At 40.1% G+C, this 26,283-nt stretch carries 31 protein-coding genes and 1 pseudogene; 17 read left to right on the forward strand and 15 right to left on the reverse strand.

All coding sequences use genetic code 11. From position 1 onward, the window contains the following. Positions 1-553 precede the first annotated feature (553 nt). The 3 genes from BMZ71_RS08795 (at position 554) to mgtE (ending at position 4,622) form a co-directional block, all read left to right on the forward strand. Complete coding sequence (locus tag BMZ71_RS08795; protein WP_160117040.1) at positions 554-1,282, forward strand: MurR/RpiR family transcriptional regulator; 729 nt, start codon at positions 554-556, stop codon at positions 1,280-1,282. Between the two features lie 115 nt (positions 1,283-1,397). Then, the gene (locus BMZ71_RS08800) at positions 1,398-2,843 is read left to right on the forward strand and encodes a glycoside hydrolase family 1 protein (protein ID WP_086989592.1); all 1,446 of its coding nucleotides are present in this window, start codon (positions 1,398-1,400) and stop codon (positions 2,841-2,843) included. A gap of 426 nt (positions 2,844-3,269) precedes the next feature. Then, complete coding sequence (mgtE, locus tag BMZ71_RS08805; protein ID WP_086989590.1) at positions 3,270-4,622, forward strand: magnesium transporter; 1,353 nt, start codon at positions 3,270-3,272, stop codon at positions 4,620-4,622. Between the two features lie 93 nt (positions 4,623-4,715). On the opposite strand, the gene yeiL is transcribed toward mgtE, so the two are convergent. Continuing rightward, positions 4,716-5,450: a transcriptional regulator YeiL gene (gene yeiL / locus BMZ71_RS08810; protein ID WP_086989588.1), complete on the reverse strand. Its 735-nt coding sequence runs from the start codon at positions 5,448-5,450 to the stop codon at positions 4,716-4,718. Between the two features lie 77 nt (positions 5,451-5,527). On the opposite strand from yeiL, the gene BMZ71_RS08815 reads away from it, so the two are divergent. Then, a complete protein-coding gene (locus BMZ71_RS08815) occupies positions 5,528-6,223 on the forward strand; it encodes a YjjG family noncanonical pyrimidine nucleotidase (RefSeq protein ID WP_160117042.1) in 696 nt (231 codons plus the stop codon). A gap of 145 nt (positions 6,224-6,368) precedes the next feature. Here the strand turns inward: BMZ71_RS08815 and BMZ71_RS08820 are convergent, their stop codons facing one another. From BMZ71_RS08820 to msrA, 3 genes are all read right to left on the reverse strand, one after another. Beyond that, positions 6,369-6,890: a general stress protein gene (locus BMZ71_RS08820; RefSeq protein WP_068562231.1), complete on the reverse strand. Its 522-nt coding sequence runs from the start codon at positions 6,888-6,890 to the stop codon at positions 6,369-6,371. Positions 6,891-7,048: 158 nt separating this feature from the next. Then, complete coding sequence (locus BMZ71_RS08825; RefSeq protein WP_086989584.1) at positions 7,049-7,870, reverse strand: MetQ/NlpA family ABC transporter substrate-binding protein; 822 nt, start codon at positions 7,868-7,870, stop codon at positions 7,049-7,051. After that, positions 7,854-8,402 carry a peptide-methionine (S)-S-oxide reductase MsrA gene (gene msrA / locus BMZ71_RS08830; RefSeq protein WP_086989582.1) on the reverse strand — a complete coding sequence of 183 codons (549 nt, stop codon included), beginning with the start codon at positions 8,400-8,402 and terminating at the stop codon, positions 7,854-7,856. Before msrA ends, BMZ71_RS08825 begins: the two co-directional genes overlap by 17 nt. A gap of 257 nt (positions 8,403-8,659) precedes the next feature. Between msrA and BMZ71_RS08835 the strand changes: the two genes are divergently transcribed. Further along, positions 8,660-9,526, forward strand: a complete 867-nt coding sequence (locus tag BMZ71_RS08835) for a DMT family transporter (RefSeq protein WP_086989596.1) — start codon at positions 8,660-8,662, stop codon at positions 9,524-9,526. A gap of 225 nt (positions 9,527-9,751) precedes the next feature. Here the strand turns inward: BMZ71_RS08835 and BMZ71_RS08840 are convergent, their stop codons facing one another. Beyond that, the gene (locus tag BMZ71_RS08840; protein WP_370684641.1) at positions 9,752-11,137 is read right to left on the reverse strand and encodes a M24 family metallopeptidase; all 1,386 of its coding nucleotides are present in this window, start codon (positions 11,135-11,137) and stop codon (positions 9,752-9,754) included. 749 nt (positions 11,138-11,886) lie between these two features. Further along, positions 11,887-12,513, reverse strand: coding sequence for a thioredoxin family protein (locus BMZ71_RS08845; protein WP_086989578.1), 627 nt, complete (start codon positions 12,511-12,513; stop codon positions 11,887-11,889). A 392-nt stretch (positions 12,514-12,905) separates the two neighbouring features. On the opposite strand from BMZ71_RS08845, the pseudogene BMZ71_RS15580 reads away from it, so the two are divergent. Together BMZ71_RS15580 and BMZ71_RS15330 are read left to right on the forward strand one after the other, a co-directional pair. Beyond that, positions 12,906-13,261, forward strand: a pseudogene (locus BMZ71_RS15580) (DMT family transporter); the annotation flags it as partial. A gap of 81 nt (positions 13,262-13,342) precedes the next feature. Beyond that, entirely contained in the window at positions 13,343-13,771 is a 429-nt protein-coding gene (locus BMZ71_RS15330) for a DMT family transporter (RefSeq protein WP_281242333.1), read from the forward strand. A gap of 128 nt (positions 13,772-13,899) precedes the next feature. Here the strand turns inward: BMZ71_RS15330 and map are convergent, their stop codons facing one another. The 7 genes from map to BMZ71_RS08885 all read right to left on the reverse strand — a co-directional run bounded on the left by map (position 13,900) and on the right by BMZ71_RS08885 (position 17,096). Next, positions 13,900-14,643 (reverse strand): type I methionyl aminopeptidase, encoded by a 744-nt coding sequence (gene map / locus BMZ71_RS08855; RefSeq protein WP_086989576.1) that lies wholly within the window; start codon positions 14,641-14,643, stop codon positions 13,900-13,902. A 95-nt stretch (positions 14,644-14,738) separates the two neighbouring features. Then, entirely contained in the window at positions 14,739-15,122 is a 384-nt protein-coding gene (locus BMZ71_RS08860; RefSeq protein ID WP_086989574.1) for a hypothetical protein, read from the reverse strand. Between the two features lie 38 nt (positions 15,123-15,160). After that, on the reverse strand, positions 15,161-15,553 hold the full coding sequence (locus tag BMZ71_RS08865) for a DUF3021 family protein (protein WP_086989572.1): 393 nt from the start codon (positions 15,551-15,553) through the stop codon (positions 15,161-15,163). Between the two features lie 30 nt (positions 15,554-15,583). Continuing rightward, on the reverse strand, positions 15,584-15,787 hold the full coding sequence (locus BMZ71_RS08870; RefSeq protein WP_086989570.1) for a hypothetical protein: 204 nt from the start codon (positions 15,785-15,787) through the stop codon (positions 15,584-15,586). A 21-nt stretch (positions 15,788-15,808) separates the two neighbouring features. Next, positions 15,809-16,072: a hypothetical protein gene (locus BMZ71_RS08875; protein ID WP_086989568.1), complete on the reverse strand. Its 264-nt coding sequence runs from the start codon at positions 16,070-16,072 to the stop codon at positions 15,809-15,811. A gap of 343 nt (positions 16,073-16,415) precedes the next feature. Beyond that, positions 16,416-16,664 (reverse strand): hypothetical protein, encoded by a 249-nt coding sequence (locus BMZ71_RS08880; protein ID WP_086989566.1) that lies wholly within the window; start codon positions 16,662-16,664, stop codon positions 16,416-16,418. Positions 16,665-16,721: 57 nt separating this feature from the next. Beyond that, on the reverse strand, positions 16,722-17,096 hold the full coding sequence (locus tag BMZ71_RS08885; RefSeq protein WP_086989564.1) for a hypothetical protein: 375 nt from the start codon (positions 17,094-17,096) through the stop codon (positions 16,722-16,724). Between the two features lie 352 nt (positions 17,097-17,448). Here BMZ71_RS08885 and BMZ71_RS08890 point away from each other — a divergent pair, with 352 nt between their 5' ends. Continuing rightward, positions 17,449-17,730, forward strand: a complete 282-nt coding sequence (locus BMZ71_RS08890) for a hypothetical protein (RefSeq protein WP_086989562.1) — start codon at positions 17,449-17,451, stop codon at positions 17,728-17,730. 100 nt (positions 17,731-17,830) lie between these two features. Here the strand turns inward: BMZ71_RS08890 and BMZ71_RS08895 are convergent, their stop codons facing one another. Continuing rightward, positions 17,831-18,298 carry a hypothetical protein gene (locus BMZ71_RS08895; RefSeq protein WP_143071416.1) on the reverse strand — a complete coding sequence of 156 codons (468 nt, stop codon included), beginning with the start codon at positions 18,296-18,298 and terminating at the stop codon, positions 17,831-17,833. A 294-nt stretch (positions 18,299-18,592) separates the two neighbouring features. Between BMZ71_RS08895 and BMZ71_RS08900 the strand changes: the two genes are divergently transcribed. The 3 genes from BMZ71_RS08900 (at position 18,593) to BMZ71_RS08905 (ending at position 20,506) form a co-directional block, all read left to right on the forward strand. Then, entirely contained in the window at positions 18,593-19,114 is a 522-nt protein-coding gene (locus BMZ71_RS08900; protein ID WP_086989559.1) for a helix-turn-helix domain-containing protein, read from the forward strand. Positions 19,115-19,422: 308 nt separating this feature from the next. Next, complete coding sequence (locus BMZ71_RS14895) at positions 19,423-19,569, forward strand: hypothetical protein (protein ID WP_177187562.1); 147 nt, start codon at positions 19,423-19,425, stop codon at positions 19,567-19,569. A 463-nt stretch (positions 19,570-20,032) separates the two neighbouring features. After that, on the forward strand, positions 20,033-20,506 hold the full coding sequence (locus BMZ71_RS08905) for a hypothetical protein (RefSeq protein WP_086989558.1): 474 nt from the start codon (positions 20,033-20,035) through the stop codon (positions 20,504-20,506). A gap of 317 nt (positions 20,507-20,823) precedes the next feature. Here BMZ71_RS08905 and BMZ71_RS08910 read toward each other — a convergent pair whose 3' ends face one another. Beyond that, positions 20,824-21,339: a helix-turn-helix domain-containing protein gene (locus BMZ71_RS08910; protein ID WP_086989557.1), complete on the reverse strand. Its 516-nt coding sequence runs from the start codon at positions 21,337-21,339 to the stop codon at positions 20,824-20,826. A 265-nt stretch (positions 21,340-21,604) separates the two neighbouring features. Between BMZ71_RS08910 and BMZ71_RS08915 the strand changes: the two genes are divergently transcribed. The 6 genes from BMZ71_RS08915 (at position 21,605) to BMZ71_RS08950 (ending at position 26,206) form a co-directional block, all read left to right on the forward strand. Continuing rightward, positions 21,605-21,856: a hypothetical protein gene (locus BMZ71_RS08915; protein ID WP_086989556.1), complete on the forward strand. Its 252-nt coding sequence runs from the start codon at positions 21,605-21,607 to the stop codon at positions 21,854-21,856. Positions 21,857-22,314: 458 nt separating this feature from the next. Beyond that, positions 22,315-22,719 (forward strand): hypothetical protein, encoded by a 405-nt coding sequence (locus BMZ71_RS08920; protein ID WP_086989554.1) that lies wholly within the window; start codon positions 22,315-22,317, stop codon positions 22,717-22,719. A gap of 57 nt (positions 22,720-22,776) precedes the next feature. Further along, on the forward strand, positions 22,777-22,989 hold the full coding sequence (locus BMZ71_RS08925) for a hypothetical protein (protein ID WP_086989552.1): 213 nt from the start codon (positions 22,777-22,779) through the stop codon (positions 22,987-22,989). Positions 22,990-23,716: 727 nt separating this feature from the next. After that, entirely contained in the window at positions 23,717-24,013 is a 297-nt protein-coding gene (locus BMZ71_RS14900; protein WP_086943014.1) for a hypothetical protein, read from the forward strand. A 416-nt stretch (positions 24,014-24,429) separates the two neighbouring features. Beyond that, positions 24,430-25,815: a Y-family DNA polymerase gene (locus BMZ71_RS08945; RefSeq protein WP_086989548.1), complete on the forward strand. Its 1,386-nt coding sequence runs from the start codon at positions 24,430-24,432 to the stop codon at positions 25,813-25,815. Next, positions 25,784-26,206 carry a hypothetical protein gene (locus BMZ71_RS08950; RefSeq protein ID WP_086989546.1) on the forward strand — a complete coding sequence of 141 codons (423 nt, stop codon included), beginning with the start codon at positions 25,784-25,786 and terminating at the stop codon, positions 26,204-26,206. Before BMZ71_RS08945 ends, BMZ71_RS08950 begins: the two co-directional genes overlap by 32 nt. Positions 26,207-26,283 lie beyond the last annotated feature (77 nt).

Here is a 26,283-nt window from a genome sequence, read left to right on the forward strand (position 1 = left end):
CAAAATTAATCTCTTTATCACAAGATTGGCTGATGGACCAAACCCCTTAACTTTTGGCACCTGAGCCCTCTAAAAAAAGAGAACCAATTAACTAAACAAACAGCGGAGCGTACTCTTGACAATCCGAATGGCCAATGGTTTAAAATTTTCTGAGCCAAGGGCTACTTTGTGCTGCTCCTTTTGTATACCGTCGCCCTTGACGGCAAAGGAAAAAACCATTGGCTCGGTTGTCAAGAGTGTTTGTTTCACCAAACTTTGAATAGCAGGACTTGGTTTTTCACATCACCTCGTTATTTGGGGCAGTTTCCATAGAATTTTTGGCACTACCCTATTTTTATGGAACAAAAGAATGAAGCTGAATACCATTGTCCTGTTGTTCATTATTAGTTTACTTGTTAAAGTCCACTTCAAGGCAAGCGTTTTCTTTATTTCTTCACCTTTTACTTGTCTTTCTTTCTGCAGCTGTATCTCTTATCATCCCTCCCCTCTGTACTAAGTCTGTATAAATGTTAAAATAATGAAGTGATTGAAATCAATTGAAGAGGTGGGAAATGTGGAAACATTGATTTATAATCTTTTAGCTTACATAAACAATTCTCTTGATAAAGATATTAACTACCACATAGCGAAAACATTGCTCGAAAATTCTCATAAAATCGAGGGATTTTCATTAGAAACAGTCGCAGAGGTATGTAATGTAGCGCCTTCTACAATTAATCGTTTCTGCAAAAGAATTGGTTTCAGAAATTTTTCAAGCTTAAGAAATTCTGTAATGAAGTATGGGGCATCTCTTGAAAAAAACGATACTGCCCTAAGTGGCGATAGCTTTATAGCGCAATTAAAAGAAAACGTGGAAATAATTGAAAATATCCCAAAAGAACAGATCGAGCGGATCGTAAAACAGATCAGCAAATCCCGCAGAGTTGTCATACTAGGTTTTGAAAAGAATCAAATCCAAGCTTTGGAGTTGCAAAAAAAAATACTTCTGGCAGGGAAATTTTGTGAATGCAATACAAACATTTTTAAACAAATGGATGCTCTGGATATATTGACAGAGGAAGATATGATCATCACTATTTCTATCCAGGGATACTTACTCTCAGAGGAATTCCTCTTATTTGAAAAACTTAAAAAGACAAAGGGAAAGAAATTACTCATTACCTTCTCGGAGCCACATCAACATCTGGAATTGTTTGATGAAATTTTACAATGCGGAAAAATTGAAAATAGTGCTGTCAGTAGTCAAACCTTATTAAGATTGTTTGATGTATTGTTCCATTGATTCCAATAGCACCATCCTTCTCAGCCTTAAACTGGTCTCCTTTTGACCAGTTTTTTTTGCATCACTAAATTATAATGAAATCAGAAACAAAAAAAGTCGAAAGAAGGAATAGCATATGACATTTCCAAAAGGTTTTTTATGGGGTGGAGCTACGGCTGCAAACCAATTAGAAGGAGCTTACAACGAGGGCGGTAAAGGACTTTCCATTTTTGATATGGTTCAATTTGTACCAAAAGAAGAGCGTGGAAATGAAATTGAAATGGATGTCAGAAGCAAAAAAGAATTAGAAGATCTTTTAGCAGGAAAAGGTGGCGACAATTTCCCGAAACGCCGTGGTATCGACTTCTATCACCGTTATGAAGAAGATATTGCACTGTTTGCAGAAATGGGTTTTAAAACATTCCGTATGTCCATCTCTTGGCCGCGTATTTTTCCAAATGGTGACGAGACAGAGCCAAATGAAGAAGGGCTAGCTTTCTATGACAAAGTCTTCGATGAATTATTGAAATATGGCATTGAGCCACTTGTGACGTTATCACACTATGAAATTCCACTTACATTAGTTCAAAAATACAATGGCTGGGCAGATCGACGCGTAGTTGAATTCTTTGTTCATTATGCAGAAACGGTATTTGATCGTTACAAAGGAAAAGTAAAATACTGGTTAACGTTCAATGAAATAAATGTTTCAACGATGTCTCCATATATTGGTAGTGGTATTCTGATAGATGAGGTAGAACACAAGGAGCAAGCGGTTTATCAAGCTTTACATCATCAGTTTGTAGCCAGCGCCAGAGCGGTCAAGGCCTGTCATGAAATGATCCCTGATGCCATGATCGGCTGTATGCTGGCCCGTATGGAAGTCTATCCGGAAACTTGCAGTCCGGATGATGTATTAGAAGCTCTGAAAGAAGACCAAATGAACCTATTCTTCACTGACGTCCAAGTTCGTGGCTATTACCCAAGTTTCATGTTAAGTTATTTTGAAGAAAATGATATTAAGATTGACATGCTTCCTGGCGATGAAGAAATATTACTGCAACATACAGTGGATTACTTATCCTTTAGTTACTACATGTCAATGGTTGCCAGCGGAGCACCTGATAAGAAGAAGGAAAAAGGGAACTTCTTCAGTGGTGTGAAAAACCCTTATTTAGAGTCATCTGATTGGGGATGGCAAATCGATCCTAAAGGATTGCGTATTACCTTAAAGAAAATGTATGATCGCTACCAAGTACCGTTGTTTATCGTAGAAAATGGACTTGGAGCCTATGATAAAGTAGAGGCAGACGGCTCAATCAACGACGATTATCGTATCGATTACATGCGTGCACATATTGAGCAAATGAATGAAGCGATCAAAGAGGGTGTAAATCTTATGGGGTACACAAGCTGGGGTTGTATCGATTTAATCAGCGCAAGTACCTCTGAAATGTCCAAACGTTACGGCTTCATCTACGTTGACCAAGACGATTATGGCAATGGCACTTTAGAGAGAAGCAAGAAAAAATCATTTGATTGGTATAAGCAGGTAATTACTACAAATGGAGAAAAACTATAGATAGAACTTAAGAAAATACCTCCACTATAATGTTTTGTGCACAATCGTGTGCCTCTTCATTATAGTGGAGGTATTGTTGATTTAACGATTTCGCGAAGAAGAAACCATAGAACAGATCCTTGGTCGGCATTTATTGATTATTTTTTACAGGACCTCATTGTGTATGATCAAGAAAACGATACCAATCATACCCTGTCGTTACAGTTGGCTTTAAAGCTATATGCAAAATAGACATAGTCCGCTGCACCAACTATGCAATCTATTCATATAAAAAATGTTATAATGAAGCAGATACTGTCAATATAACTAAACCCAAAGGAGACTATTGAGGAGGTGGCAGAATGGTACCTGACCCCGCTAGGTGGATGAGACGATTCAACTTAACAAAACGGGAAGGCTCGCTGCCTTCTCAAGAGGAGGATTATAATGAAAAAAAATGTATTCAAACACGAGTCCTATTACAATAACATTTTCGCAGTTCTAAAAGAGAATGACCGCGAGCAATTCCGCACCCTTTTGCTGACGCTTCACGAGCGAGACCAGGCGGAGGTGCTGCGCCGCTTATATCCTGAAAATAAGAAGAAAATCGAAATTTTTTTAACAGCAAAAGAATTCGCTGATGTACTGAGCTGGATGGATGTGGATGAGCAAGCAAACTTGCTGAAGGATTTTAAACCCGAATATGTGCGGGAAATTCTCCAGAGGATGTCACGCGACGATGCAGCGAGTATGTTGGCTAAAACAGGATCTGAAGGCAAAGCCATTCTGAATCAACTGAGCGACCAGGATCGAGCCGACTTAGAAGAGTTGCTGGCTTACCCGTCACAAAGCGCTGGCTCGATTATGACAAAAGAATTTGTGAGCGTTTCTCCCAATTCCACTGTCCATCAAGCCTTTAATCAAGTGCGTGCACAAGCTCCAACTGCAGAAATCATCCAATATCTGTATGTCTTGGATGCGCACGGTATCTTACTCGGGATTTTGTCCATACGTGATTTATTCCTTCTCCCTGCAGAAGTGCTGATCGGAGATAGGATGTCCTCACACTTCATCCACGCGCGACTCGAGGATGATCAAGAAAAAATAGCCCGGCTGATCCAAGATTACGACTTAGTGGCGCTGCCTATCCTGGACGACAAAAATATCCTCAGAGGGATTGTAACGGTGGATGATATCATGGACATCATGGAAGACGAAGTAACTGAAGACTTTAACGAGTTCTCAGCCATTACGACCACTTTTGACCGGCCAGAAACCGTCTGGGAAATTGCTCGTGCACGCTCACCATGGATCATCATCTTACTCTTTATGGGAATGCTTAGCGCAAGTCTAATCAGCTCATTTGAAGAAACGCTCAATCAAGTAGTCGTTTTAGCCGCCTTTATTCCTATCATCATGGACTCCGCGGGTAACGTAGGAACCCAGTCGCTAGCAGTGGCCGTTCGAGGCTTGATTTTGAAAGAACAGGATGAGCGCATCGGACGTACCATTTGGAAAGAATTTATGGTGGGGATGTGTATCGGTCTTTTGGCAGGAATTGTTTTATCGCTTGTCATTCTCATCTTTTACAGAAATGCTGTCCTCGCGCTCATACTGGGGATAACCATTTTCATCACCCTGAGTCTTTCTACCATCAGCGGGACAGTTGTTCCTATCCTTATCAATACGTTAAAATTCGATCCAGCCATCGCATCCGGACCATTCATTACCACCATCAATGATATTTTAGGACTCTATATTTACTTTTCTATCGCTTCATTCCTGCTCCATCTTATTTAACGTTAGAAATAGTATTGTTCTTCATGGAGTAATTGATAAAAAAGCAAAAAACACCTCGACTATAATGAACAAGCCCGCTCGTGGGCTTATTCACTATAGTCGAGGTGTTGTTGATGGAATCGTCTGTTTTACCGAGTGAGAATTTTGGTTAGTGCATCGATTGGTTTTCAAACTTAATTTTTCCAACGCTTCTTTGCTGACAATGAAATATTGTCGGCCTCTTTTTTCCAATAATCCTTCTTCACGGAATTTGTTGAGCGTGTATAACAAATGTCGGTAGCTTACTCCCACATACTCCGCTGTCTCTGTCAGTTTTTCTTGAAAATAGCCATTATTCTCAATTTGAAGAATATACTTTGCTAATCTATTTTTGAGTTCATAATCTTGCATAGCTGTGTAATGCTCTGTTCTTTTAAGCAATTTATCACCTAAATATTTTGATAAATGAAGAAGAAAAGCATTATCCTCCAGCAGCTGTTTTTTCGCTGATGCTAACGGAATCGCCAGACACGTATAGTCATTTATAGCTACAACATCTTTTGAATGTTCTTCTGCCTCGATTAAAGATAATTCACCAATAAAATCATTTTTCCCTAGAAACTGAATGAGTGCGCGCTTTCCGTTCTCATGCACTAAATAGATCTTTGCCCTCCCATCCAACAATAAGAATAAGCAGCGAATATCTTCGTCAAAACGCACAATATATTCATTGCAGGAAAATTTGCAAATGTAGGCTTGATGTAACAGTGCTTCCGGAAAAATTGCTTGCATGCTTCTATATCTATCGACAGATTGTGCAGCATACTCTTTTAGACGAATCTTCTCCAAATTGTCACCTCACTATGATATATCTCCTATTATTATATTCTGATATAGGATATATTACAAAGAAGAGGTGGATAAGAATGAATAAATATAAACATATCATTTTTGATTTAGATGATACACTACTTGATTTTCAAGATACAGAAGAACAGGCTTTAAAAGAAATTATTACATTGTATAATTTGCCCTACAATAAACAGACTATTGCGTGTTATAAAGGCATTAACGATGGCTTGTGGTCTCAATTGGAAGAGGGCTTGATTTCTCGCGAGAAAGTTTTAAAAACACGCTTCTCCTTATTTTTGAAAGAATTTCAGATAGATGAGAGTGGATCAAAAGTAGAGGCGATGTACCGTGAGCATTTAAACCAAGGCCATTCGACCATTACCCACGCAACTGAATTATTGGACACATTAAGTGGGCAAGGATACAAATTATATATTGGCACAAACGGCGTAGGCAATACGCAAAGAAAAAGATTAGCAGATTCCAAGCTGCAAGGCTATTTTGAAGATATTTTCATATCCGAAGAAATCGGGCATGAGAAACCGAATGCCCTCTTCTTTCAACATATTTTGGATACTTTGAACGCAAGCCATAAAGAAGAATTTTTAATGATCGGGGATCGCTTGTCCTCAGATATCAAAGGCGCTCTCAACATAGGAATGGACTGCGTCTGGTTTGACCGGAAGAAAAGTCAACCTGATCCATTCGCCCCGCAAAGCACATACACTGTATCAAACTTAATGGAAATAGCCGCATTATTGGAAGGTTAGTTGACAGAAATGAGCAGGCAAACACCCGATACCAATCCGACCAGATGTTGGTCAGGCTAGTATCGGGTGCATTTTGTTATAGGATCCAACTTTGTGCGGTTGCTTGTTGCGGAAATTGCCTGGTGGTCAAACAATGCCTTTTATGTCAGATCTTGTCTTCATCTCCCGGAACATATGTTGTTTCTTGTTCCAAAACATCTTCCATTGCCTCGACATCGGGATGAGAATCCTTTTCCGGCGCATCTTCAAGGATATCTTTGGCTACGCCTGGATCTGGGTTCATCGGTTCCAAGTTCAACGCACTTTCCTTATTCAACAAGTCATCCACAATCACAATGATTTCGCCATCATCCAATTGTTTCTGGTACCCATCCAACAAAGTGTCCTCTTCCGCTTCAGAGTCGGGGTTTTCGGTGTTGGTCACGTAATCATCACTCGTGAAAATGGGGAACATATTCAGGATTTTTTCCCAAAGCGAAAAATGTTCGGCATGATGCTCCTCCAATTTGATCTGTGCATCTGTGGAATCATCCAATTCCTTGTATGTGTTATCTTTATTTGTGACAAGCGTAATGTCTGACTCCGCGTACCCTTCCTTACGCAAATCCTCTAGAACAGCATGAACTTCTGAAATGGTGCGGTAGGAGCCTTTTACAAATTTAGCCATAATCATTACCTCCACATTCTTATTCGATACTCTGTTACAACTCTATTTTATAGAAACTTGGCTGCACTATCAAAGATTAACCCTTCAACAACAAAGATGAAGGTAAAAACACCGCCAAAGTCAGCTGATGCCTGGCTGACTTTGGCGGTGTTTAGTGCTTATTCCCAAACGGGTATGGACGATTTGTTGGTGACCTCATCTATGATTTTTTCAACTTCAGGAGTTTGATAGTAATCGACGATGATTTGGAAATCAGGGTCTTCGCTTTCATCTTCTCGAGCAGCGATTACGTTGTAATAAGGTTTGGATGAGTCGGCCACGGGTTCAAGGAAAATGGCGTCCTCAGTAGGCACCAAGCCTGCATCAGCAGCCATGTCATTATTGACTACGGAGGCATCGACGTCCGTCATGGCGCGAGCCGTCTGATTGGCAGCCAAGACCGTGAATTTGAGGTTTTTCGGATTTGATGTGATGTCATTTACAGTAGGCAACAAGCCCTTTTCTGCATCCAATTCAATCAATCCGGCAGCCTGCAACAACAGCAAGGCTCTGGATTCGTTCGAAACATCATCCGGTATTGCGATTTCCCCACCATCCGGTATTTCATCTACAGATGTGTGTTTTTCAGAAAAAAGCCCCATCGGATTCAGTGTCGTATACGCGATTGTTGTGTTGCTGTATCCAGCATCTTCATTCACTTGTTCCATGTAAATTTCAGTCAAAGCCGCGTGCAGATCAATTTCGCCCTCTTCCAAAGCTTGGATCGGTTTCACATATTCCGTGAATTTTACTAGCTCGATTCTTACGGGCTCGTTGTTTTCTTCAAGTTGTTCTTGAACATGTTCCCACACCTCATTCCGTTCACCGACAACGCCAATTTTCACAGTCCGGATATCTTCTTGAGCCGCTTCCTGGCCGCACGCAGCGAGAAACAATACCGCTGCCCCAACCGTTACTAAACTTTTAAATATTTTTTTCATGTTTGTCCGCCTCTCCCCATACTTCATTTAAGCGATTTTGTCTGTCTTCCTCCAAGGGTATCATTCGCTCATAATTTCCCTCTTTTTTATAAAAATCCTGATGATACTCTTCTGCAGGATAAAAGATGCTTGCAGGAGAAATTTGCGTGACAATCGGCGCATTGATTGCCAGTTTGTCTTTCAGCTCCTCTTTAGAGCGTTCCGCAATTTCTTTCTGTGTTTCCGAGTGATAAAAGATTTCCGGACGGTACGACGAGCCGCGGTCCATGAACTGTCCCATGGCATCTGTCGGATCCGTTTGTTGCCAATAAATATCCAGCAACTCCCCATAGGAAATCACACTATTATCAAAAGTGATCTGGATCGCCTCTGTGTGCCCGGTTCCTCCTGCCTTCACTTCCTCATACGTCGGATTTTCTTTGAAACCCCCGGTATAGCCTGAAACAACGGACTCGATTCCAGGTCTTTCATCAAACGGTTCAAGCATGCACCAGAAACATCCTCCGGCAAGCGTTGCAATTTCTTTGGACATAGTCTTATTCTCCCCCAAAAATGGCGCTCCGCCAATTCATAACATTTTTTCATTATATAACAGGAAGTTACTTTTAGATAGTGAAAAAAATCGATCACTGATGATCGTTTTTTCCGAACACCACAGAATCTCCCTTCTGAAAATCATTGACTTTTCCTGTAATTAAATTATCCTATAAACATACCTAAAATGAGTGTCATGAAAATCGATGCGTTTTCATCGGAAGCGTATTGATGATTCAGGATAGCGAGGGAAACATGCAAAAGACAAAAAATCAGACACAAATCTATGCCTTTGTTACAGTGCTGCTGTGGGCATCGGCATTTGTTTTCACAAAAATCGCGCTGACTTACTACACGGCAGAAGCGATAGGCGTTCTCCGTTATGTGATCGCTTCGCTATTGTTCATTGTAATCGGGGTTTTCCAAAAAATTGGATTGCCGGAGAAAAAAGATATCCCTAAATTCCTGCTGGCCGGTGCTTTAGGGTTTTCGCTCTATATGATCACCTTCAACCAGGCTTCAAAATCGCTGACGGCCGCAACAGGCAGTGTTGTCATCGCCTCCGCACCTATCTTGACGGCCCTGTTTGCTTGGATGATATTCAAGGAACGAATCCGCTCGCTGGGATGGGTCGCAATCATCGTTGAATTCATCGGAATACTGATTTTGACATTATGGAATGGTATCCTTTCGGTGAACGCAGGTATTTTCTGGATGTTTGGCGCAGCCGTCTGCATCAGTGGCTATAATCTGCTGCAACGTTCCTTGTTGAAAAAATACTCTGCCTTACAATCAACAGCTTACAGCGTTTTGGCTGGAACCCTGTTTCTGCTGTGGTATTTACCGGATGCGGCGGTCCAATTCGGCAATGCCCCACTTCAGCAGTTGCTGGTGATGATTTTTCTGGGCGTATTCCCCAGTGCACTTGCGTATATGTTGTGGGCAAAAGCGCTGATGCTCGCACAAAAAACAAGCGAGGTAACGAATTACATGTTTGTTACGCCATTGCTGGCCGCTTTGATGGGCTTCCTCATAATGGGAGAGATCCCTGCATTGTCGACATGGTTGGGCGGCCTGATGATCTTTGCCGGCTTGTTGCTGTTCAAAAAAGCCAATACGTGATAGGCACATCGTCAACAACAACGTTATCTTAGAGGATATGTTCGCAAAGATTCGCTATCATTTCGGCGACTGATTCGTTGAATGGATTATTGTTAAAGCATATGAAAAGCGCCTTCCGATACAGACTTTCGTATCGAGAGGCGCTTTTGCTATCTTCACTTTTGAATCCAAACTTAGCTTCTGCTGACATCCCTTGGAAAAAAGAATGCTAGTGCTTGAAGTTAGTTATTCTATCTTAAAAGCTTTTTCCTTCGCTAAATAGAATGGGCGTAAATACGCGACTGTGTTGGATAATGGCAACACATCCGCACTTAGATTGATATTCAATACATTTGTTAAATAGTCCCTTCTGACAGAAATCCGTTCCCATAATTCCGGATAGGATTTTTGTATTTCATGCTGGAGGTTTTCATCAGCTATAGCAACGCACTCTTCGGCACTCACTCCGGTATACCCAGGTACCGATGGGATGATATCGATCTGCAGAATCATGCCGCTTTTCAGTTTCTCAGAAGAATCTGCATAGATTGGGGAGGACATCCATTCTTCATCCGCTGTCAGATGCCCTGGATTCAAATGCCAATGATATTTGCTTTTAGGGAATACATCCTCAATAAGCTGGTACAATTCATTTCCGGCCATTCCAACTTTTATGTTTTCCAGCCAACTGACTACAGCTGCAAAATACGGTTTTGCGACGGCTTCCAAATAATCTCTTTGCGTATCCGGAAGTTGCTCTGCTTGCTCAACCACAAACCCGGTTCGACTGGATAAACCACCTTTGAATCCGGTGGTCAGGGACATAGGCTCGCCCAACTGAATTTCTTTATGAGTGGGATATATATTGGCAAGTTCAAAGCGCTGCCCTGCTGCCGCAATCGTGACGACTGAATTGTACTGCCCATCGGCGTTCAACAAATTTCCGATTTCTGTTTCTTTGCAGCCCGGTTCAATAGCATTCATGGCACGTAACATACAGCGCGAAGACAGGTTAGCGCCATATTCGTAATGCGCGATTTCGTTGGCGTTATTCGTGGTCCGGACTCCGTTATCCCCAATCATCACATACGCACCATTAACTAACTCACACTCTGTTGGGATGGTATTTTTGAGGGCATCTACAATAAAATACGGTACATCAAACAGTGTGGACGGATCGCTTTGCTTCGTCGTAAACATTTTCCAGCCGATCACACCGACCCGTTTCTTTTTGGCGATACCCAAATCAAGGAATATGGATTCAAGTGTTTTTTCATTCTCCATCGGCTGGTTAGGCAATGAGAACTGTGGGTAATGGATCAAATCGGCCGGAACACGTGCATGCGCACATAGTTTTAAGTTCTCATTTCCAAGAATCAAAGTAAATTTCTCTGGATTTTGGACAACTAACAGACCTTCTTCAAAACGGGGAATAAAACCGGTTAAATACTCAAAATTGCTTGCATGCTCTTTATCCGCATAAATAATCAAAGCTTCAAAGTTTTCTTCACTCATTCTCTGCAACAGTTTTTGTTTCCGTTCAGCAATCGTTTCAGCATTTAAAAAAGTAGGGGCAACATGCTCGAACACTTGCGGCTCGGGCAAACTCTCTAATATAATTTTTCTGTTCAACACACAACCCTCCTCTTTCATCTTTGATAATAGCTTCTGTACCACTTTTAATGCGACTTACGCATTCCCAACAACAGAAGAAATGCCAGTATCCGCAAAGTAACTGTTACTGAGCCGAGAAATTTTCACGCTTACTTCTTATCGTACTGATACCTATCACAGTTTACTATTTGATTTTCAGAAATGAGGAATATAACATGTTCTTTCATCGAATCCTTCTAACCCTGCCATGATGTAAGACCAAATTTTAATCGGTTATGGATAGTGCATAACCTATGCTCTAAGAAAAAGGGTTCTATAATCAATGGCACTACTCTCTACACCCATCGGAAATTGTTTTGCTCTTTCAAATAATACGGTCTCATTTCCTTATTTATTGTTTTTATTCGCTGCTTTTACAGTTGCCTCGACCATATCTCGCAACATTTCGGCCATTTGAAGTTGCGCCCTACAGTGTTAATTATAGGGTGCTAGATTACTAAATGCCAATTCTAACTTCTATATTATAAATGGATATAGTCTATCTCCATCAATGTCTGCAACTAGAAGAGAAAACGGACACTTCTACATCATTTTCTTTAACAATCTGCTTAATTCCTTCTTTATAGGAGAGGGAGATTGTCTCTGCTTGTGCCTGGGCAGGAAAAAGAGACGAGACAAAAGAAAATAGTATTATTGAAAGTATCATTGATATATTCAATATTCTTTTTATATTATTCATGAGTACCTTCACTTTAGTTAGATTTTAATTACCCTTCACCATCCACAAATTGATTTATCTCTTCGAGGCTCTTAACTCCATCTATACGCTTTGTCTCTTCCCCCTTGGAATATTGCCGCAATGAAGGGATCTTTGAAACATCCAATTCACTTAATCGCTCATCCTGTACTTGGACAGCTGATAAATCGACAATATAAACATTTTCGTCTTTATTGAATCGAAAGAAAGAGGCTTCATAAACTGGTTTCATTTTTTGGCAATATACACAGCTATCTGCACTGTAAATTAAATAGTAGCCATCTTTGTTAAAAACTTCACTAATCTCTTCAATATCATTTAATGTGATTTTTTCTATCTCGAGATTAGGCTTAAACATGACAAACATACCAAGAAACAAAGCTAAGGAGATTGTCCAAATAGTGGTTATAGTTCTTATTTTGGGAGACATAGTAATCTTTTGACCCAGAAATAGCCGTAGTAGAAAATAAATTAAAAATAGGGTGACAGTGGGGACCAGAATATAAAGTGTGCTGTTCCAAGTTCTCGGAGCACCAACAATAAAATAGTAGAATACCAAAGCGATGGATATTGTTACTCCTACTGCTGGCTGAAATGAAAAATAGGTATACATTTTTTGTCTTTCTGACTTATCCATCTCATCATCCTTTCCACTTTCCAAGTGACAAGCTTTTAAAAATACTTGCTGTGGAGAAACCTAGAAACATATTCCATTATTGGTAGCGCTATCTTGTCTTTATCATATCACTTGTCGTATAATTGTCAATATAAATTAAATATTTTGTTAAATTATCTATCATTATCCAGCGAAGTAAATAGACATATAGTTCATTTTATTCGGTTTTTGTATTACACCACTTTACAACTTTTCACGCCCCTCAGGGCATAAAAATACAAACAACCCCAAATTTTTTGTATGATTGATTTGGGGTTGTTTGCTATGAATCAATTATATCAAAAAGAGAATTTATAAAGCTGAATGAATTTTCACCAGGAGTGACTTGTTTATTCAAGAACGCGAAGGGAAAAATGCAAAAGACAAAAAATCAGGCTCAACTATATGCTTTTATTACAGTGCTTCTATGGGCGTCGGCATTTGTTTTTACAAAAATCGCGCTGACTTACTATACCGCAGAAGCGATAGGCGTTCTTCGTTATGTGATCGCCTCTCTATTATTTATAGCAATCGGAATTTTTTACAAAATTGGATTTCCGGAAAAAAGGATTTCCCTAAATTCCTGCTAGCCGGTGTTTTAGGTTTTGCGCTATATATGATCACCTTCAACCAAGCATCCAAATCGCTGACAGCAGCAACGGGAAGTGTTGTCATCGCATCGGCACCTATCCTGACTGCTCTGTTCGCCCGGATCATTTTCAAGGAAAAAATCAGACCCTTAGGCTGGCTCGCGATTGCAGTGGAGTTCAGCGGCATTCTGGTTTTGACCTTATGGAGCGGCATCCTTTCAGTGAATGCAGGCATATTATGGATGTTTGGAGCAGCTGTCTGCATCAGCAGCTATAATCTTCTGCAACGTTCTTTACTGAAAAAATATTCTCCCTTACAAGCGACGGCTTACAGCGTATTTGCCGGAACGCTATTCCTGTTGGTGTATTTACCGGATGCGGCGATACAATTCGGCAATGCCCCTCTCTATCAGTTGTTGGTGATGGGTTTCATGGGTGTGTTCCCAAGCGCACTCGCGTATATGTTGTGGGCAAAAGCACTAACAATGGCGCAAAAAATAAGCGATGTAACGAATTATATGTTTGTTACCCCATTATTGGCCGCTTTGATGGGCTTCCTGATAATGGGCGAGATCCCTACATTGGCGACATGTGTTGGTGGGTTGATGATATTTGCAGGATTGCTCCTATTTAAAAAATCAAATGCATGATCACGTGCTATCCGCGAGTGTAGATAGCTAAAATGGTATGTAAAAAAGCACAGAAATTAACCTGTGCTTTTTTACATGCAAGTGTTTGTCCTTGTCCCACAAACGCGCCTATTGGAGTTTCAAAGCTCTTAAAGCGTGGTGATGATCGGGCCTTCCTTCGTCACAATAATCGTATGTTCGTATTGGGCGACCATGCTTTCTTCTGTAAAGAAGGTCCAATCATCATCTTCAACTTGGAAAACTTCCTCTTCGAATGTTGAAATGAAGGGCTCGAAGGCGATGACCATGCCCTCTTTCAGAATTTCATCATCCCAGCGCGAGTAGTAATTGAAGATATGATCCGGTGCTTCGTGGATTGCGCGTCCGACACCGTGTCCGGTCAGGTTTTTGATGACCGTCAAGCCATGGCGTTTCGCCACGTTGTGCACCGCTTTTCCTAAGTTGCTTGTTTTCGCGCCCGGCTTTACCTTCGCAAGACCCGCATCGAATGCTTCCTTGGCGACGTCACAGATTTTTTTCAGCGCGACATGGCCTTCCCCGACTACAAAAGAAATACCTGTATCCGCAAAATACCCATTTTTGGAACCCGAAACGTCAATATTCACTAGGTCCCCTTCTTCAATGATCCGATCGCTCGGAATCCCGTGCGCCACTTCTTCATTCACGCTGATGCACGTATATCCAGGGAAATCGTATTCCCCTTTTGGTGCCGATTGTGCCCCTGCTTTTTCAAAAAGCTCCTTCGCGATATCATCAAGCTCTTTAGTGGTGATGCCAGGTTTCGTGGCTTTCACCATTTCATCGCGTATCGCTCCGCAAATGCCGCCAATTTCTTTTAATCCGTTAAAATCCTCTTCCGTCGTTGCAATCATTTTGTATCCTCACTTCTTACAGCATTTTTGATTATCATTCCAGTTAGATTCTATCACAAACGGAAGGGATATTTCTTCAGCGATACCAAATAAAGCTATCTCTTTTTGGATGGCAAAAATTTTTTAACAATCCATTTTGCACTGAAAAATCCGATCGCCAACGAGCCGAGTAATAGCAGTAGCGAAGGGAGTAACTTATTGAGTCCCTCGCCATAGAAGTAATCGTGAAAAATCTGCATGCCTGCGAATGCTATCGAGGCGGAAATGACAATGCCGACCACGTAATACAGGACCGTAGTCAAGGAGCTGCTCCTATGATGCACGTGCTCATCGGGATTATTCATGCTCCCTCCCGAATGCGTAAGGTTCGGGCCATCGAACTTGTTGCTTGCCCCCTGACCGATATTGACTCTCGAATAAATGGAACTGTCCACATTGCTTTTGTCGTCGTACTTTTTCTGATTATCTCGCGTACTCATCCATCCACCTGCTTTCTTTCAAATACAAAGGTTCAGTTTTAGCGATCCGTTTGCTTCAAATTCATAAGGCTATTGCGTACTCTGACAATAAGGGCAGTGGTTACAAAAAGAATAACACCAACCTTGTTGAACAGTAGAAATACATGGAAAATAGCTCCAAAAGAGTTGGTCTTATGATACCCACTCAGCAACAGCAATGGAAAAACCGTAACCAGCATCGTCAAGTAATGAACCATAATCTGCTTGCGGAAGCTCCACTGTTTTAACTCGTATATGATGCTTGCCAGTCCCAAGAACAAGGCCATGAATCCATAAAAAAGAAAAACCTTCGCATCGGCTGCTCTTCCCTGAAAATTATTCCATGCATACATTGACAACATAAAAGCAAATGGAAGAGTTCCCCTGATCAACCCTTTTAATAAAAGCTTCATTTTGATCCCCTTTCGTAAGTACCACTTGAATCAATTCACTACTATAAAAAATATCGGAATCCAGAATAGCGTCGTTATGATTATGGCTCCGATCAAAGCTACCAAAACCAGACGTGTTTGCTGCACATTTTGTGTTGCTTTGACTTTTTTATAAAGAAAAAAGAGCAGTCCGACTATGGCCAATAAAAAGCCACCATAAATCAAAAAGCCGCCTGGTTGGTTAGTGATTGTCACAATAGCTCATCTCCTCTTGTATCATTTTTGATTTTGAGTAATCCGTGCTTCTATTCTGTTTTCAAGTTTACTTTTGGCAAAAAGCAGCACAACCAGGTTAAAAACATCTATACCCAGAGAAACTAATTTCTTATCAGGCGCTTTGCCGCTGTAGACAAACAATAAAGCACTGCCAAGTCCGATAACAAACCACCAGATCAAAAGAACGCTTGGGCATTGGACTGCTCCAATGAATGAAGTGCAAGCTAACACGTATGCAAAAAGGTTGTATTTCTTGTCATTCATAACGCGCCTTCTCTAATGAAATATAAATATCTTTTTTAAAATAATTTATGTATGATACGATTGTAACAAATAATTTGTCATTTCTACAGTGATACCTTCAGTACAAATGCACACCGCCTTGTAGACCGCTATCTCTTTTTGAAGAAATAGCGGATGATCCAACCTAGAATAACGATAATAGCTAGTGCGCTTACTAACGTCCACCCAGCATCGAAAATTTCCATCATGGCCCCTTACTCCCTTCGCGTTTCATTCCTTCCGCAAATTGGTTGAGTTAATTAACTAACAAAAGAATGCCCGTTAAATGAAAAACAGGTAACCCGATTCACACTGTTCATTTGAATCAACCAAATAAAACCATCACATACTGGATCAACAGCGTTGCGAACAGGACAATTGCCGTAAAAACAAAGACATTCCAGCGCCGACCCTTGTTCCCTTTCGATTCCTCAACGCCGAGTACGCTCATTAACAATCCCAAAAAGAATAACGTGATGTTCTGGTAAGTAAAATCTTTTGTCCACAGACTGTACACACTCAGGATAAGCACCACTGCACCAAAAGTGATCTTCAAAATTTTTGTGTTTTGCATTCGGTTCTCCTCTCTGAATCGGATACGCTTCTAGCGCACGGGACTCCATAAGCTGTTTTATTGCTGCGCTGCCTTCTTCTCGATATAAACGTTCCGGACAACAACCAAAAGAAATAAAAAGGTTAAGAAAAGGATTAATTCAACTATGGAAGTCGGCCAAATCCCAGGAATCCATCTGACAATCAACATGAGAATCATATAGAACAGTACTGATTTATTATTTTTTGATTCATACTCCGGAACTTTACGTTTGACTGCATACGCCACTAAGTAGGAAATTATTAATCCTGATACAATCAAAATCAAAAACAGGATAGCATTCTCTTTTTCATTATCAAAGTTCAAAAAAGTGTTACATAGCATGCCTATTAGAACAAGCCCAATATAGCTAATGAAATCATTAATCAATGCAAACCGATCCAACTTATCCATAGAACCTCCCTATTAAAATAAATTTGTACTGCATCCACAAATCTCTTACCTTCTTTTATTTTCGGACGAAGTTCTCCAAAAGTCGGAAAGAAAATAAAGCAGCTGTAATGCAATAAATGACTATAGAAGCACTACCGATTCTCTTCAACATATCCATGATACCGCTACTCCGTTTTTTTCGCGAGAATTACATAATATATCCCCCTTCAAAAAATAAGTAATTTGCTGATTTTTTATTAAATCGTAGCTAGGCGCCCCGGAAATACAGGTTACTTTTAAAGCTAGATATTAGGCGTTATGTTATGCTAAGCTATTCACATACCAAATAAAAAATAGGAGCTGACATAATAATATGGATTATAAAAAAAAATTAATGCAACCGTTCTACGACTTTCCAGAGTATAACGACCTTATCAAAGATAATCTGTGGCCAGTTGAAGTAAAGTATTATGATCAATCAATAATTGAATTTCACCTTCCAAAATCCGACATAATAGAAGCTATGTATTCAATAGAACAACGATTAGAAGATGAGTCAAATGAACCATTTAAGGTAGGTGACCGTTTTATTGCAACGGAAAATTTAAATTACATCTCTTTTGAAGGCCGAACGTATACTTTTAGTAAAGAGTAAATAACTGAATAATATGTCGGGAATCTATAAGCAGAAAAAAAATACGCTAAAGTAATTTGCTGCTTCTTTGCTTGCTCGACTGCACATCCGATCGAAACATTCAGTATTCGTAGAAACTTTTTTCCCATTCAGCATAGCAATCCGTCTTATGCATAAGGCAGACTGCTTGGTACAGTTCTTTTTGGTCCTGATAGGTGGACTCAGTTGTTCTGAAGAAACAATCGTCGCCATTAGAAAAGCAGAAAAAAGCTTGGATAGTTTCATGCAGTTCCGATCCCGGCAGGATTTCTTGACTGAAAGGATCGGAATTAAATCGTTCCGCTCCAATCACGACTACTGGTATCTTTCGAGCATTCCTTTGTAGAGACTCCCGGTACTCCTTTTGAGCCACAATGCGGAACTGAGAGGGATAGATGAACAACGCAGCGGCATCTTTTAAGGCGCTCTGAAACAGCAAATCGTTTATCACGTCTTGTAATCTGATGGATTCATAATAGAAGAACTCACTTTGAATGTTGCTCGTTTTTCCGAGAGTCGCTACTTTGAGTCGCCCTGCTATTTTGGTCATCTTGGATTTTCTTTGAAAAAATAAAGTAGGCAGGAAGAACACAAGAACAAAAACAGTACACAGAATATAGGAAATCATTTCGCCTCCTCGCCTCCTTTCAAGTTTTGATGTGGATACATTCAACTTACGCTAAAACTGATAAATAGAACAGCAACCAGTGGTTTACATGGCCGCACTTTGTACGATTCCACACTATACGCAACCAATAAGTGCGGATGTGCAATCATTCGTTTCTAGAAAAAGAACGCTATCTACGCTATCATGAAGGAAAGTAATCGAAAGGGGTGCAAAATAATGTTATTAGGAGAACGATTGAAAGAAACCCGCCAAAAGAAAGGCGTATCGCAGAGCACAGTCGCTGAACATCTGAATATCAGCCGTCAGTCCATTTCCAAATGGGAAAACAACAGCAGTTATCCGGACCTGGACAATCTCGTGCGATTGAGTGAATATTACGAAGTCACTGTTGATGATCTTTTAAAAGAAAATAAAGGACTAAAAAAAAAAATAGAGGAAAACAACGAAAAGATTAAAGACTCCCAAAAGAAACTAGCCTATATCCAAATGAATGGCGATCGGGATGAAGGATTGGTCCTGCTGATGCTTAATCTTCTCAGTTGTTTGATTGCTCCCTTAGGTTTGATCATCACTCCGATTATCCTGAAAAGAAACAAAGCAACAAACACCTTCTATAAGCTGGTGTTTGTTGCAGGAGTGATCAGTCTCTTAGTCAACGCATTTGGTTTATATGCGCACTTAGGCAATCTATTCCACTGGGGCGGACCCTCCAGCGTGGAGTACATAGGAAATCAATAGGGAATGAAGATGGCATCACTTTTGATAAGCATTCATTGGTTTCATCGCCAGCAACGATTGGTTGCGGCTTGATTTAAATAGGCCTTTACCCGGAACAGCATGGGAGGAGATGATTTCATGGTGGCATTTTGGAGCTTTTTGAACTTAGCAGCACTACTATACTTGATCTATTTACTTATTACGATTGTTAAAAAAATAAAGTAAAATTATCTGATTGAGGATTTGTAAAATCCAGAACTTGGTATTTTTACTTGTCCCAGCTTGTATAAATTGTGGAAGAAATAATAAAAAGTTAGAAGGTGGTAACAATGGACGCGGTAAAAAATTTTCTTTTAGCCTTTCTACCATTCGTGGCTATTTATCTAGGTGCATTATCAGTTGTAAGGAATGATATCAAAAAATTAGAGAAAAAAATAAGCGACTTGGAAGAAAAAATTGAAAATTTAAATAAATGAATCTATAAAATTATTATTTTGAACACTATGCTTGTTTTTTGAAGAAAAAGCTAAATTATAAATGTGCAATGCTAAAGTATGGTGATGCAAACAGCGGTTGCTTAGCAAAAGCAACGCAAAAAAATGTGATTTACGCTACCAATACGAATAAAGAAGAACCAGATATAATGAAAAATAGATCCGTTGGTACTAGTAAATCTGTGTTCGTAGCGGGAGACTTTGTAGGATATGTCGCAACTGGAGTTGTGATATATCCTAAATGACATTCTGCTGTAGGAAGGATCGGTGGAGCATGGTGAAAAAATATTTGGGTTTATTGCTATTAGGCATATTGTGTTATTTTGTATTGAGCTTTCTCTACTTCTTAATTGTTAAGTAACAGTTACCCAGGCTACTTTTACTTAACTTTTTGGTGACTATTCAGAGGAACTATGGTGTCAATTAGAAATTGAGGTGTCATGATATGAAAAAAATTACACTTATTATACTTGAGCTTTTGCTGATGTATGGGTGTGCAGGAGCGAGCGAACCAGTTGCGAATCCTGCTGAAGAAGCGATGAACGCCCTCGCTATTTCAGCATCAGATTATACTCTAAGCAGCTCTTCCCAATCATTTTTCGCAATTACGATTGAAAATTCTTCAGATCAGGATTTCGTAAATACAAATTTTTATCTCTCTGTTCACAATGAAGGGGATGAAGTGTCTCCAAATCCTTTTTATCTACTTCCTACAGAACAAAGAATAACTGTTCCATCAGGGGACGCAGTGACAGTAAATTTTGAGATTCCTTCTGGTTTTCTTGATGAGAACGATGTAAAAGCATTTGAGGAAATGGACAGACTAATTGCTTTTGTCCAGGCAGATGGGTACATAGAAAATACAGAAAAGGATAATTACTATTCTTTCGGTGAAAGTGTGGAGTATAAGACTTATTAGTATATTGACGAGCTATTATTCAAAGAAAAAACTATTAATAAACCCTAGTATTGAAAGGCGAAAAAAGAGTGAAAAGTCTTTTTTATCACAGACCTTTCACGCTTATTTGTATAGTTGATGGCATATGAATTTTATCTTATCATTTTACAAGCCAATTTTTCAGGTAAATAATTTAATATGGGAGGTTTATCGTCTGCCTAGGTTTAGATAGCAACAAGCAGGCAACCTTTCATTTGGCTTGGAAAGCAGGTTTTTTAAATAATAATATCTACTTGCGTTCCACAATTAGTAATGGGTCATTACTAATTACGTATTAGTCATCCTAAATATTCTACAGTAGTAGTTACTCCCCAACCAAACATAGTGCTGAGAAAACCGTACACTCCCCAAAAATTAATCAACATGCACACTATCGAAGTAACAATCACTCCTCTATGGAAAGTGTTTGTTGCTTTGTTTCTTTTTAGCACAATCGGCGCAATCAGGATTCCTAAAGGTGTGACTAAACAGCCAATGAGAGAAATAATTAATAAAGCCAATCCTTCGTCCCGTTCGTAACCAGACCGGATATGGTCGAGCTTCTGTTGGGAATCCTTAATTTTAAAATTATTCTCGGCTATCTTTGTTTTTAATCCTTGATTTTCCTTCAAGAGGTCATCTATCGAGATTTCATAATACTCACTTAAGCGGACCAGATTATCCAAATCAGGGTAGCTGCTATTATTTTCCCATTTGGAAATGGACTGGCGGCTAATATTCAGATGTTCAGCTACTGTACTTTGGGAAAGCCCCTTGTTCTGCCGTGTTTCCTTCAATTTTTCTCCTAGTAACATTCCATACGCTCCTTTAAACCCATTTCCTTCATGATAAGGTATATTGCCTCTTTTTACCAGAAATCGATTAGGCACAAGTTAGCAACCCGCAGTTGCTATTGGCACATGCGCCTGAAAAGTGCGAGGATGTAAGCCACTGGTTGCTTTTAAATCCCTTCCATTTAGCCTAAAGTAAAGACATAGATAAAAAATATCTATAAATCATGTTATTATACGGAAAGTATATTTTTCGTAAAAAAACTAGAAAAAGAAAGTAAGAGGTCGTATGAAGAATATAAAAATTATAAAAGCTATCCTCTCCATCACAGTTTTCCTTTTAGGCGCTTATAGTTTATTAACTAAGAATTTTGCCTACCAGAATCTCAGTATGTTCTGTGCGGGTTTGCTAGTAATCACAATCGGCATTGAAGAAAGCAAGAAAGGTAAAAATCGAGGATGGACTCTCCTCTCTTTTGCCGCAGCCATCATGCTAGGACTGGCACTGATTCACTCTACTATTCTATTTTTTACTTCATAAATTTTGAGACTCCTTCTGGTTTTCTAGATGAAAATACTGTACAGGCATTTGAAGGAATAGATAGACTAAGACTTATCAGTATTCTGATTAGCTATTATTAAAGGAAAAATTCTATTGAGAGCCCTATGACTCAAACGGCGAAAAAGAGCGAAAAGTCATGGACCAAAAGCAAGCTCATCATATAAATATATTATTATTTATACATTTTTCATGATACTATTGTAACAAATACCTTGTTTTTGTATGGATGCAAGGACCGCTTGCTTTACTCAGCGCATACTTTCTGGGATAAAAAGAGCATATAAGTGCATGCTACTATTATACTGATAATACTTTGTCATTAAAAAGGAACTCCTCTCAATGGACGATGACAGTTCAAAATATCCTTTTCCAAAGTGGCGGGATGGTTCTTAAGTAATTTCTTTGCAAACAAATTAGAGGTAAGGGGCTGATAGGAAATGAATTTTATTAAAACTAATTTAGTTTCCGTAATTTATTTATTTTTATTTACTACTCTGTTTATGCCTTGGATTTTAGTTCCAGATCCGGCAACACTAACCGTTCAGCCTGTAACGGGTTTACGCTTCTTATCCGATAATGTTCTAATGCTAATCTTTCTGTCCTTAATTATTTTTACCTATACTTTTTCACTAAAGGTTAAAAGTATAAGAATCCTAATTTTATTAGAGCTTGAACTAATCTTTCTGATAGCGCTTTTTTTATCACCTGTCGTTAGTCAAGGATTAGTATTTTTTTCAGGAGTGAAATATGGCTATTTTTTAATCTTAATCCTTCTGATTGGTCTTGCTTTTTATTATTACCTACTCATTACAAAGTATTTTCAGAATAAAGAAGATAGTTAGGAAGTCCATTTAGACTGAATTAAAAAACTTATACATACATATGTGGGAGGACATACAATGAGAATTGCAATTTTTATCATTACCACAGTAAAAAGTATTGTGATTGGTTTGTTGCCAATCCTAATGATTCAAACAATGGGCGAGGAGAACTATTCTGAGAGTTTCTATCTGTCCATTTACATCATGAAGTGTATTTTTTCTTTGATCGCAGTTTGGAGAATAAGCGAAGGCCTTGTGACATTATTGCATTCATTCGATAGCGATGAGTAAATCAGCAATCAACTCAATTGCCACTTGGTATTTTTGAAATGTAACGCCTTATTTAAAATTTTTTTTGAGAGGATGTCAGATTATGCAATTCCCCCGAAAAAAACAAAATCGTGGTGCCATAGACTATCTCAAAAAGAATAAGTACCTTCTTTTCGTATTCATTTACTGCATTGTAGCTGCTTTATTTTCTTCCCGACTCATTTTTGAATACGGCGAAACTAAGTTTTATACAACCTTTTTCCTGGGTGGTTTCCTGCTGATCGTTTTCCTTAAAGTCGTTTCTATAGCACCCTCATCTGAAAAAGAAAAATAAAGTAAGGATAACTATGACAGGCATTCTCAATATCAAAATAAAGAATATTTCTAGCGCTCAGAGACGATGGTTTGCAAAAATACGGAGTCTGATTTTAGATAGAACGGTGATTCATTCATGCAAATTAAATTGGTAAATTTCTCAAAGCTGATGTTTATTCTCTTCATGACGTTAGGCTTCGTGCAATATTTTCTTTCATCCCAATCATATCCTTCTTATACATCCAGAGGTGGATACATTTGGGTTGCTACAATAATTTTATTCTTTTTGATACGGACATTCAAAAACAACTCAGGAAATTATTTACAAAAAATACTCGATTATGCGGTAATTTTGCTTCTTGCTCTTTATTTAATCATCGGAATATTTTAGATGATTTCCCCATAACACTTACAAGACTGACGGAGGGTACAAATGAAAAATACAAATTTCTCATTAAAGGTTTTCTTTATCATTCTTTTTCTTAGTTCTATCATCCTCAGTTTTTTTTCGGATGATTTTTCCTTCCTGCCCAAAGAATTCAACTTTGATAGTATCCTGTACCTCCTCATCCCCGCTCTAGTTTTAAATAGTAATCTTGATGATCACAGGGTGGACTCCAGCAAGACACTCTCAGCAAAGATAATTGATACTGTTTTTATGTCGCTGTTCAGTCTTGCTTATGTTTCGTATGTGTTGAATTTGTTTATGCTTTATATTCAAACGCTCTGATCCAGTGGATAAAGGAGAGACCATGAAAAAAATCTACTTGTTTATGTATACGGCAGTATTCCTCCTCTTCCTTCTGTATTTCGTAGTAATACCTCGCCAAGCACTGCCTTTCTCAAATGGCGTCCATCTACTTCTGATATTCAGTAGCGCAGCTATGACATTGGGAGCAATCAAACAAAATAACCGGATCAGTATGTTTTGTGGTATAAGCGTTTTTGCACTTATATGCATGAGTTGGATTGTGCAGATCATGGTTCAGCATTTTTAACATATATAACAGGGAAACTTCCTTTTGGGGAGCTTCCCTGTTTTTTCATATTTCTTTTATCATTTCCCAAAAATATTTTTCACTGTTCGCTTTACAAAACCAAACACACGTTCGTATAATAGGGACATAGAGATTGGAGACGATTTTTATGTATGAAACGGAATTGGTTTTTGATTATGCGAAGGAACCCAGCCGCGATATTCTCTGCATCGACTGCAAATCCTTCTATGCAAGCGTGGAATGCGTGCGGCGCGGGCTGCATCCGCTCGAAACAAAGTTGGTTGTCATGAGCTATCCCTCAGCCGATCCGAAAGAGCGCGGCAGCGGATTGATCTTGGCTTCCTCCCCGGCCGCCAAGAAGGCTTACGGGATCTCGAACATCAGCCGGGCCAGGGACTTGCCCTTCCCCTATCCGCCGGGACTGGTGATTGCAGCGCCACAGATGCGGTTGTACATGCAGAAAAATACTGAAATCAACAACATCTACAAGAAGTATGCGGATGAAGACAATCACCATGTCTATTCAGTTGACGAGAGTTTTGTCGATATCACCGGTACCCAGAAACTTTTCGGGAAAAACTCGGCTTACGAAATGGCCAAACTCATCCAGGCCGACGTATTGCAGACGACCGGCATCTACACAACAATCGGCATCGGCGATAACCCGCTGCTGGCTAAGTTGGCGCTCGATAACGCGGCCAAGCATCAGCCGGATATGATCGCGGAATGGCGTTATCCGGATATACCCGATACCGTCTGGAAAATCCCGGACATGACCGATTTTTGGGGCATCGGCAAACGGACCCAACTGCGGCTCAACCAGTTGGGCATCTCCTCAATCCATGACTTGGCGCACACCAATTACTATTATTTGAAGAGCAAGCTCGGCGTCATCGGCGCGCAGCTGTATGCTCACAGTTGGGGGATCGACCGCAGCTTTCTGGGGGAAAAAGTCAAAGTTAGCTCGAAGTCCATCGGCAATTCACAGGTGCTCAACAAGGATTATGTGGTGCGCTCCGAAATCGAGATCGTCCTGATTGAAATGGCTGACCAGGTGGCGACGCGCCTGCGGAAATCCGGAGCCAAGGCCCAGCTTGTGAGCTTGAGCATCGGCTACAGCATCAACTACATCGATCAGCTGGGCCGGACCGGCTTCCATCAGCAGCTGAAAATCCCGCCCACCAACGCATCCAGTGAGTTGGTGGCTCATATCCTGATGATTTTTGACCAACATTACAAAGACCAGTCGATCCGGAACGTCGGCGTGGGTGCCGGAAATCTGATATACACGGATTTTCTGCAGCTGGACCTGTTTCAGGAGCCTGATGAACAAGTAAACGAGCAAAAGAAGGATCTGATTGTCGATTCGATCCGCAAAAAATACGGATTCCGCTCACTCGTGCGGGCAGTCAGCCTATTGGAAGGCGGCCGTGCAATTGCGCGTAGCTCATTGGTAGGAGGACACGCGGGCGGCATGGCCGGATTGGAGGAAGGTGAGGAAAATGCTGAAAGAACCAAGAAAACGGACGGATAAGGTGTTTGAGGACTACAACGACTACCATGACCGCGGCATGATCAAATGGGTAACGGCCTACGCGATGGATGAACTTGTGAAGTCCATCTCTGCAGGAAAAGCGGAAGCCGTGAAGGACATCCCGATCCTCCCGCAGATGAGCCCTTCCGAAATCGATGAAACCTTGGCGGAGGCCTTGAAAAAAAATCACCGTCTCTCGGTCCAACTGAACCAAAAGGATCGCTTCGGGCGCCAAACTGAGTCCATTGAAGGCTTTTTTAAAGGCTATTGCGGCGAGGATGAGATCCTGATCGGCGAAGCATGGGTTCCGCTCGAACTCATCCGCAATGTGCACATTTTGCACAAAGAAAAATGGTCCCGAGTGGCGGTATTCAGACAAAATCAGGACTGATTATACAGAACCTTGCTCACAGGACGATTGTTGTCTTTTTTGAACGGAAGGCTTATACTCAAGAAGAAAGAGAACGC

It is taken from the genome of Trichococcus flocculiformis (assembly GCF_900113645.1).
Lineage (GTDB): Bacteria > Bacillota > Bacilli > Lactobacillales > Aerococcaceae > Trichococcus > Trichococcus flocculiformis.

Coding starts and splice junctions, on each gene's coding strand:
- BMZ71_RS08800 (WP_086989592.1), top strand. CDS start 1,398: ATGACATTTCCAAAAGGTTTTTTATGGGGTGGAGCTACGGCTGCAAAC.
- mgtE (WP_086989590.1), top strand. CDS start 3,270: ATGAAAAAAAATGTATTCAAACACGAGTCCTATTACAATAACATTTTC.
- BMZ71_RS08815 (WP_160117042.1), top strand. CDS start 5,528: ATGAATAAATATAAACATATCATTTTTGATTTAGATGATACACTACTT.
- BMZ71_RS08820 (WP_068562231.1), bottom strand. CDS start 6,890: ATGGCTAAATTTGTAAAAGGCTCCTACCGCACCATTTCAGAAGTTCAT.
- BMZ71_RS08825 (WP_086989584.1), bottom strand. CDS start 7,870: ATGAAAAAAATATTTAAAAGTTTAGTAACGGTTGGGGCAGCGGTATTG.
- msrA (WP_086989582.1), bottom strand. CDS start 8,402: ATGTCCAAAGAAATTGCAACGCTTGCCGGAGGATGTTTCTGGTGCATG.
- BMZ71_RS08835 (WP_086989596.1), top strand. CDS start 8,660: ATGCAAAAGACAAAAAATCAGACACAAATCTATGCCTTTGTTACAGTG.
- BMZ71_RS08845 (WP_086989578.1), bottom strand. CDS start 12,513: ATGGATAAGTCAGAAAGACAAAAAATGTATACCTATTTTTCATTTCAG.
- map (WP_086989576.1), bottom strand. CDS start 14,643: ATGATTGCAACGACGGAAGAGGATTTTAACGGATTAAAAGAAATTGGC.
- BMZ71_RS08860 (WP_086989574.1), bottom strand. CDS start 15,122: ATGAGTACGCGAGATAATCAGAAAAAGTACGACGACAAAAGCAATGTG.
- BMZ71_RS08865 (WP_086989572.1), bottom strand. CDS start 15,553: ATGAAGCTTTTATTAAAAGGGTTGATCAGGGGAACTCTTCCATTTGCT.
- BMZ71_RS08875 (WP_086989568.1), bottom strand. CDS start 16,072: ATGAATGACAAGAAATACAACCTTTTTGCATACGTGTTAGCTTGCACT.
- BMZ71_RS08880 (WP_086989566.1), bottom strand. CDS start 16,664: ATGCAAAACACAAAAATTTTGAAGATCACTTTTGGTGCAGTGGTGCTT.
- BMZ71_RS08885 (WP_086989564.1), bottom strand. CDS start 17,096: ATGGATAAGTTGGATCGGTTTGCATTGATTAATGATTTCATTAGCTAT.
- BMZ71_RS08890 (WP_086989562.1), top strand. CDS start 17,449: ATGGATTATAAAAAAAAATTAATGCAACCGTTCTACGACTTTCCAGAG.
- BMZ71_RS08895 (WP_143071416.1), bottom strand. CDS start 18,298: ATGACCAAAATAGCAGGGCGACTCAAAGTAGCGACTCTCGGAAAAACG.
- BMZ71_RS08900 (WP_086989559.1), top strand. CDS start 18,593: ATGTTATTAGGAGAACGATTGAAAGAAACCCGCCAAAAGAAAGGCGTA.
- BMZ71_RS14895 (WP_177187562.1), top strand. CDS start 19,423: ATGGACGCGGTAAAAAATTTTCTTTTAGCCTTTCTACCATTCGTGGCT.
- BMZ71_RS08905 (WP_086989558.1), top strand. CDS start 20,033: ATGAAAAAAATTACACTTATTATACTTGAGCTTTTGCTGATGTATGGG.
- BMZ71_RS08910 (WP_086989557.1), bottom strand. CDS start 21,339: ATGTTACTAGGAGAAAAATTGAAGGAAACACGGCAGAACAAGGGGCTT.
- BMZ71_RS08915 (WP_086989556.1), top strand. CDS start 21,605: ATGAAGAATATAAAAATTATAAAAGCTATCCTCTCCATCACAGTTTTC.
- BMZ71_RS08920 (WP_086989554.1), top strand. CDS start 22,315: ATGAATTTTATTAAAACTAATTTAGTTTCCGTAATTTATTTATTTTTA.
- BMZ71_RS08925 (WP_086989552.1), top strand. CDS start 22,777: ATGAGAATTGCAATTTTTATCATTACCACAGTAAAAAGTATTGTGATT.
- BMZ71_RS14900 (WP_086943014.1), top strand. CDS start 23,717: ATGAAAAATACAAATTTCTCATTAAAGGTTTTCTTTATCATTCTTTTT.
- BMZ71_RS08945 (WP_086989548.1), top strand. CDS start 24,430: ATGTATGAAACGGAATTGGTTTTTGATTATGCGAAGGAACCCAGCCGC.
- BMZ71_RS08950 (WP_086989546.1), top strand. CDS start 25,784: ATGCTGAAAGAACCAAGAAAACGGACGGATAAGGTGTTTGAGGACTAC.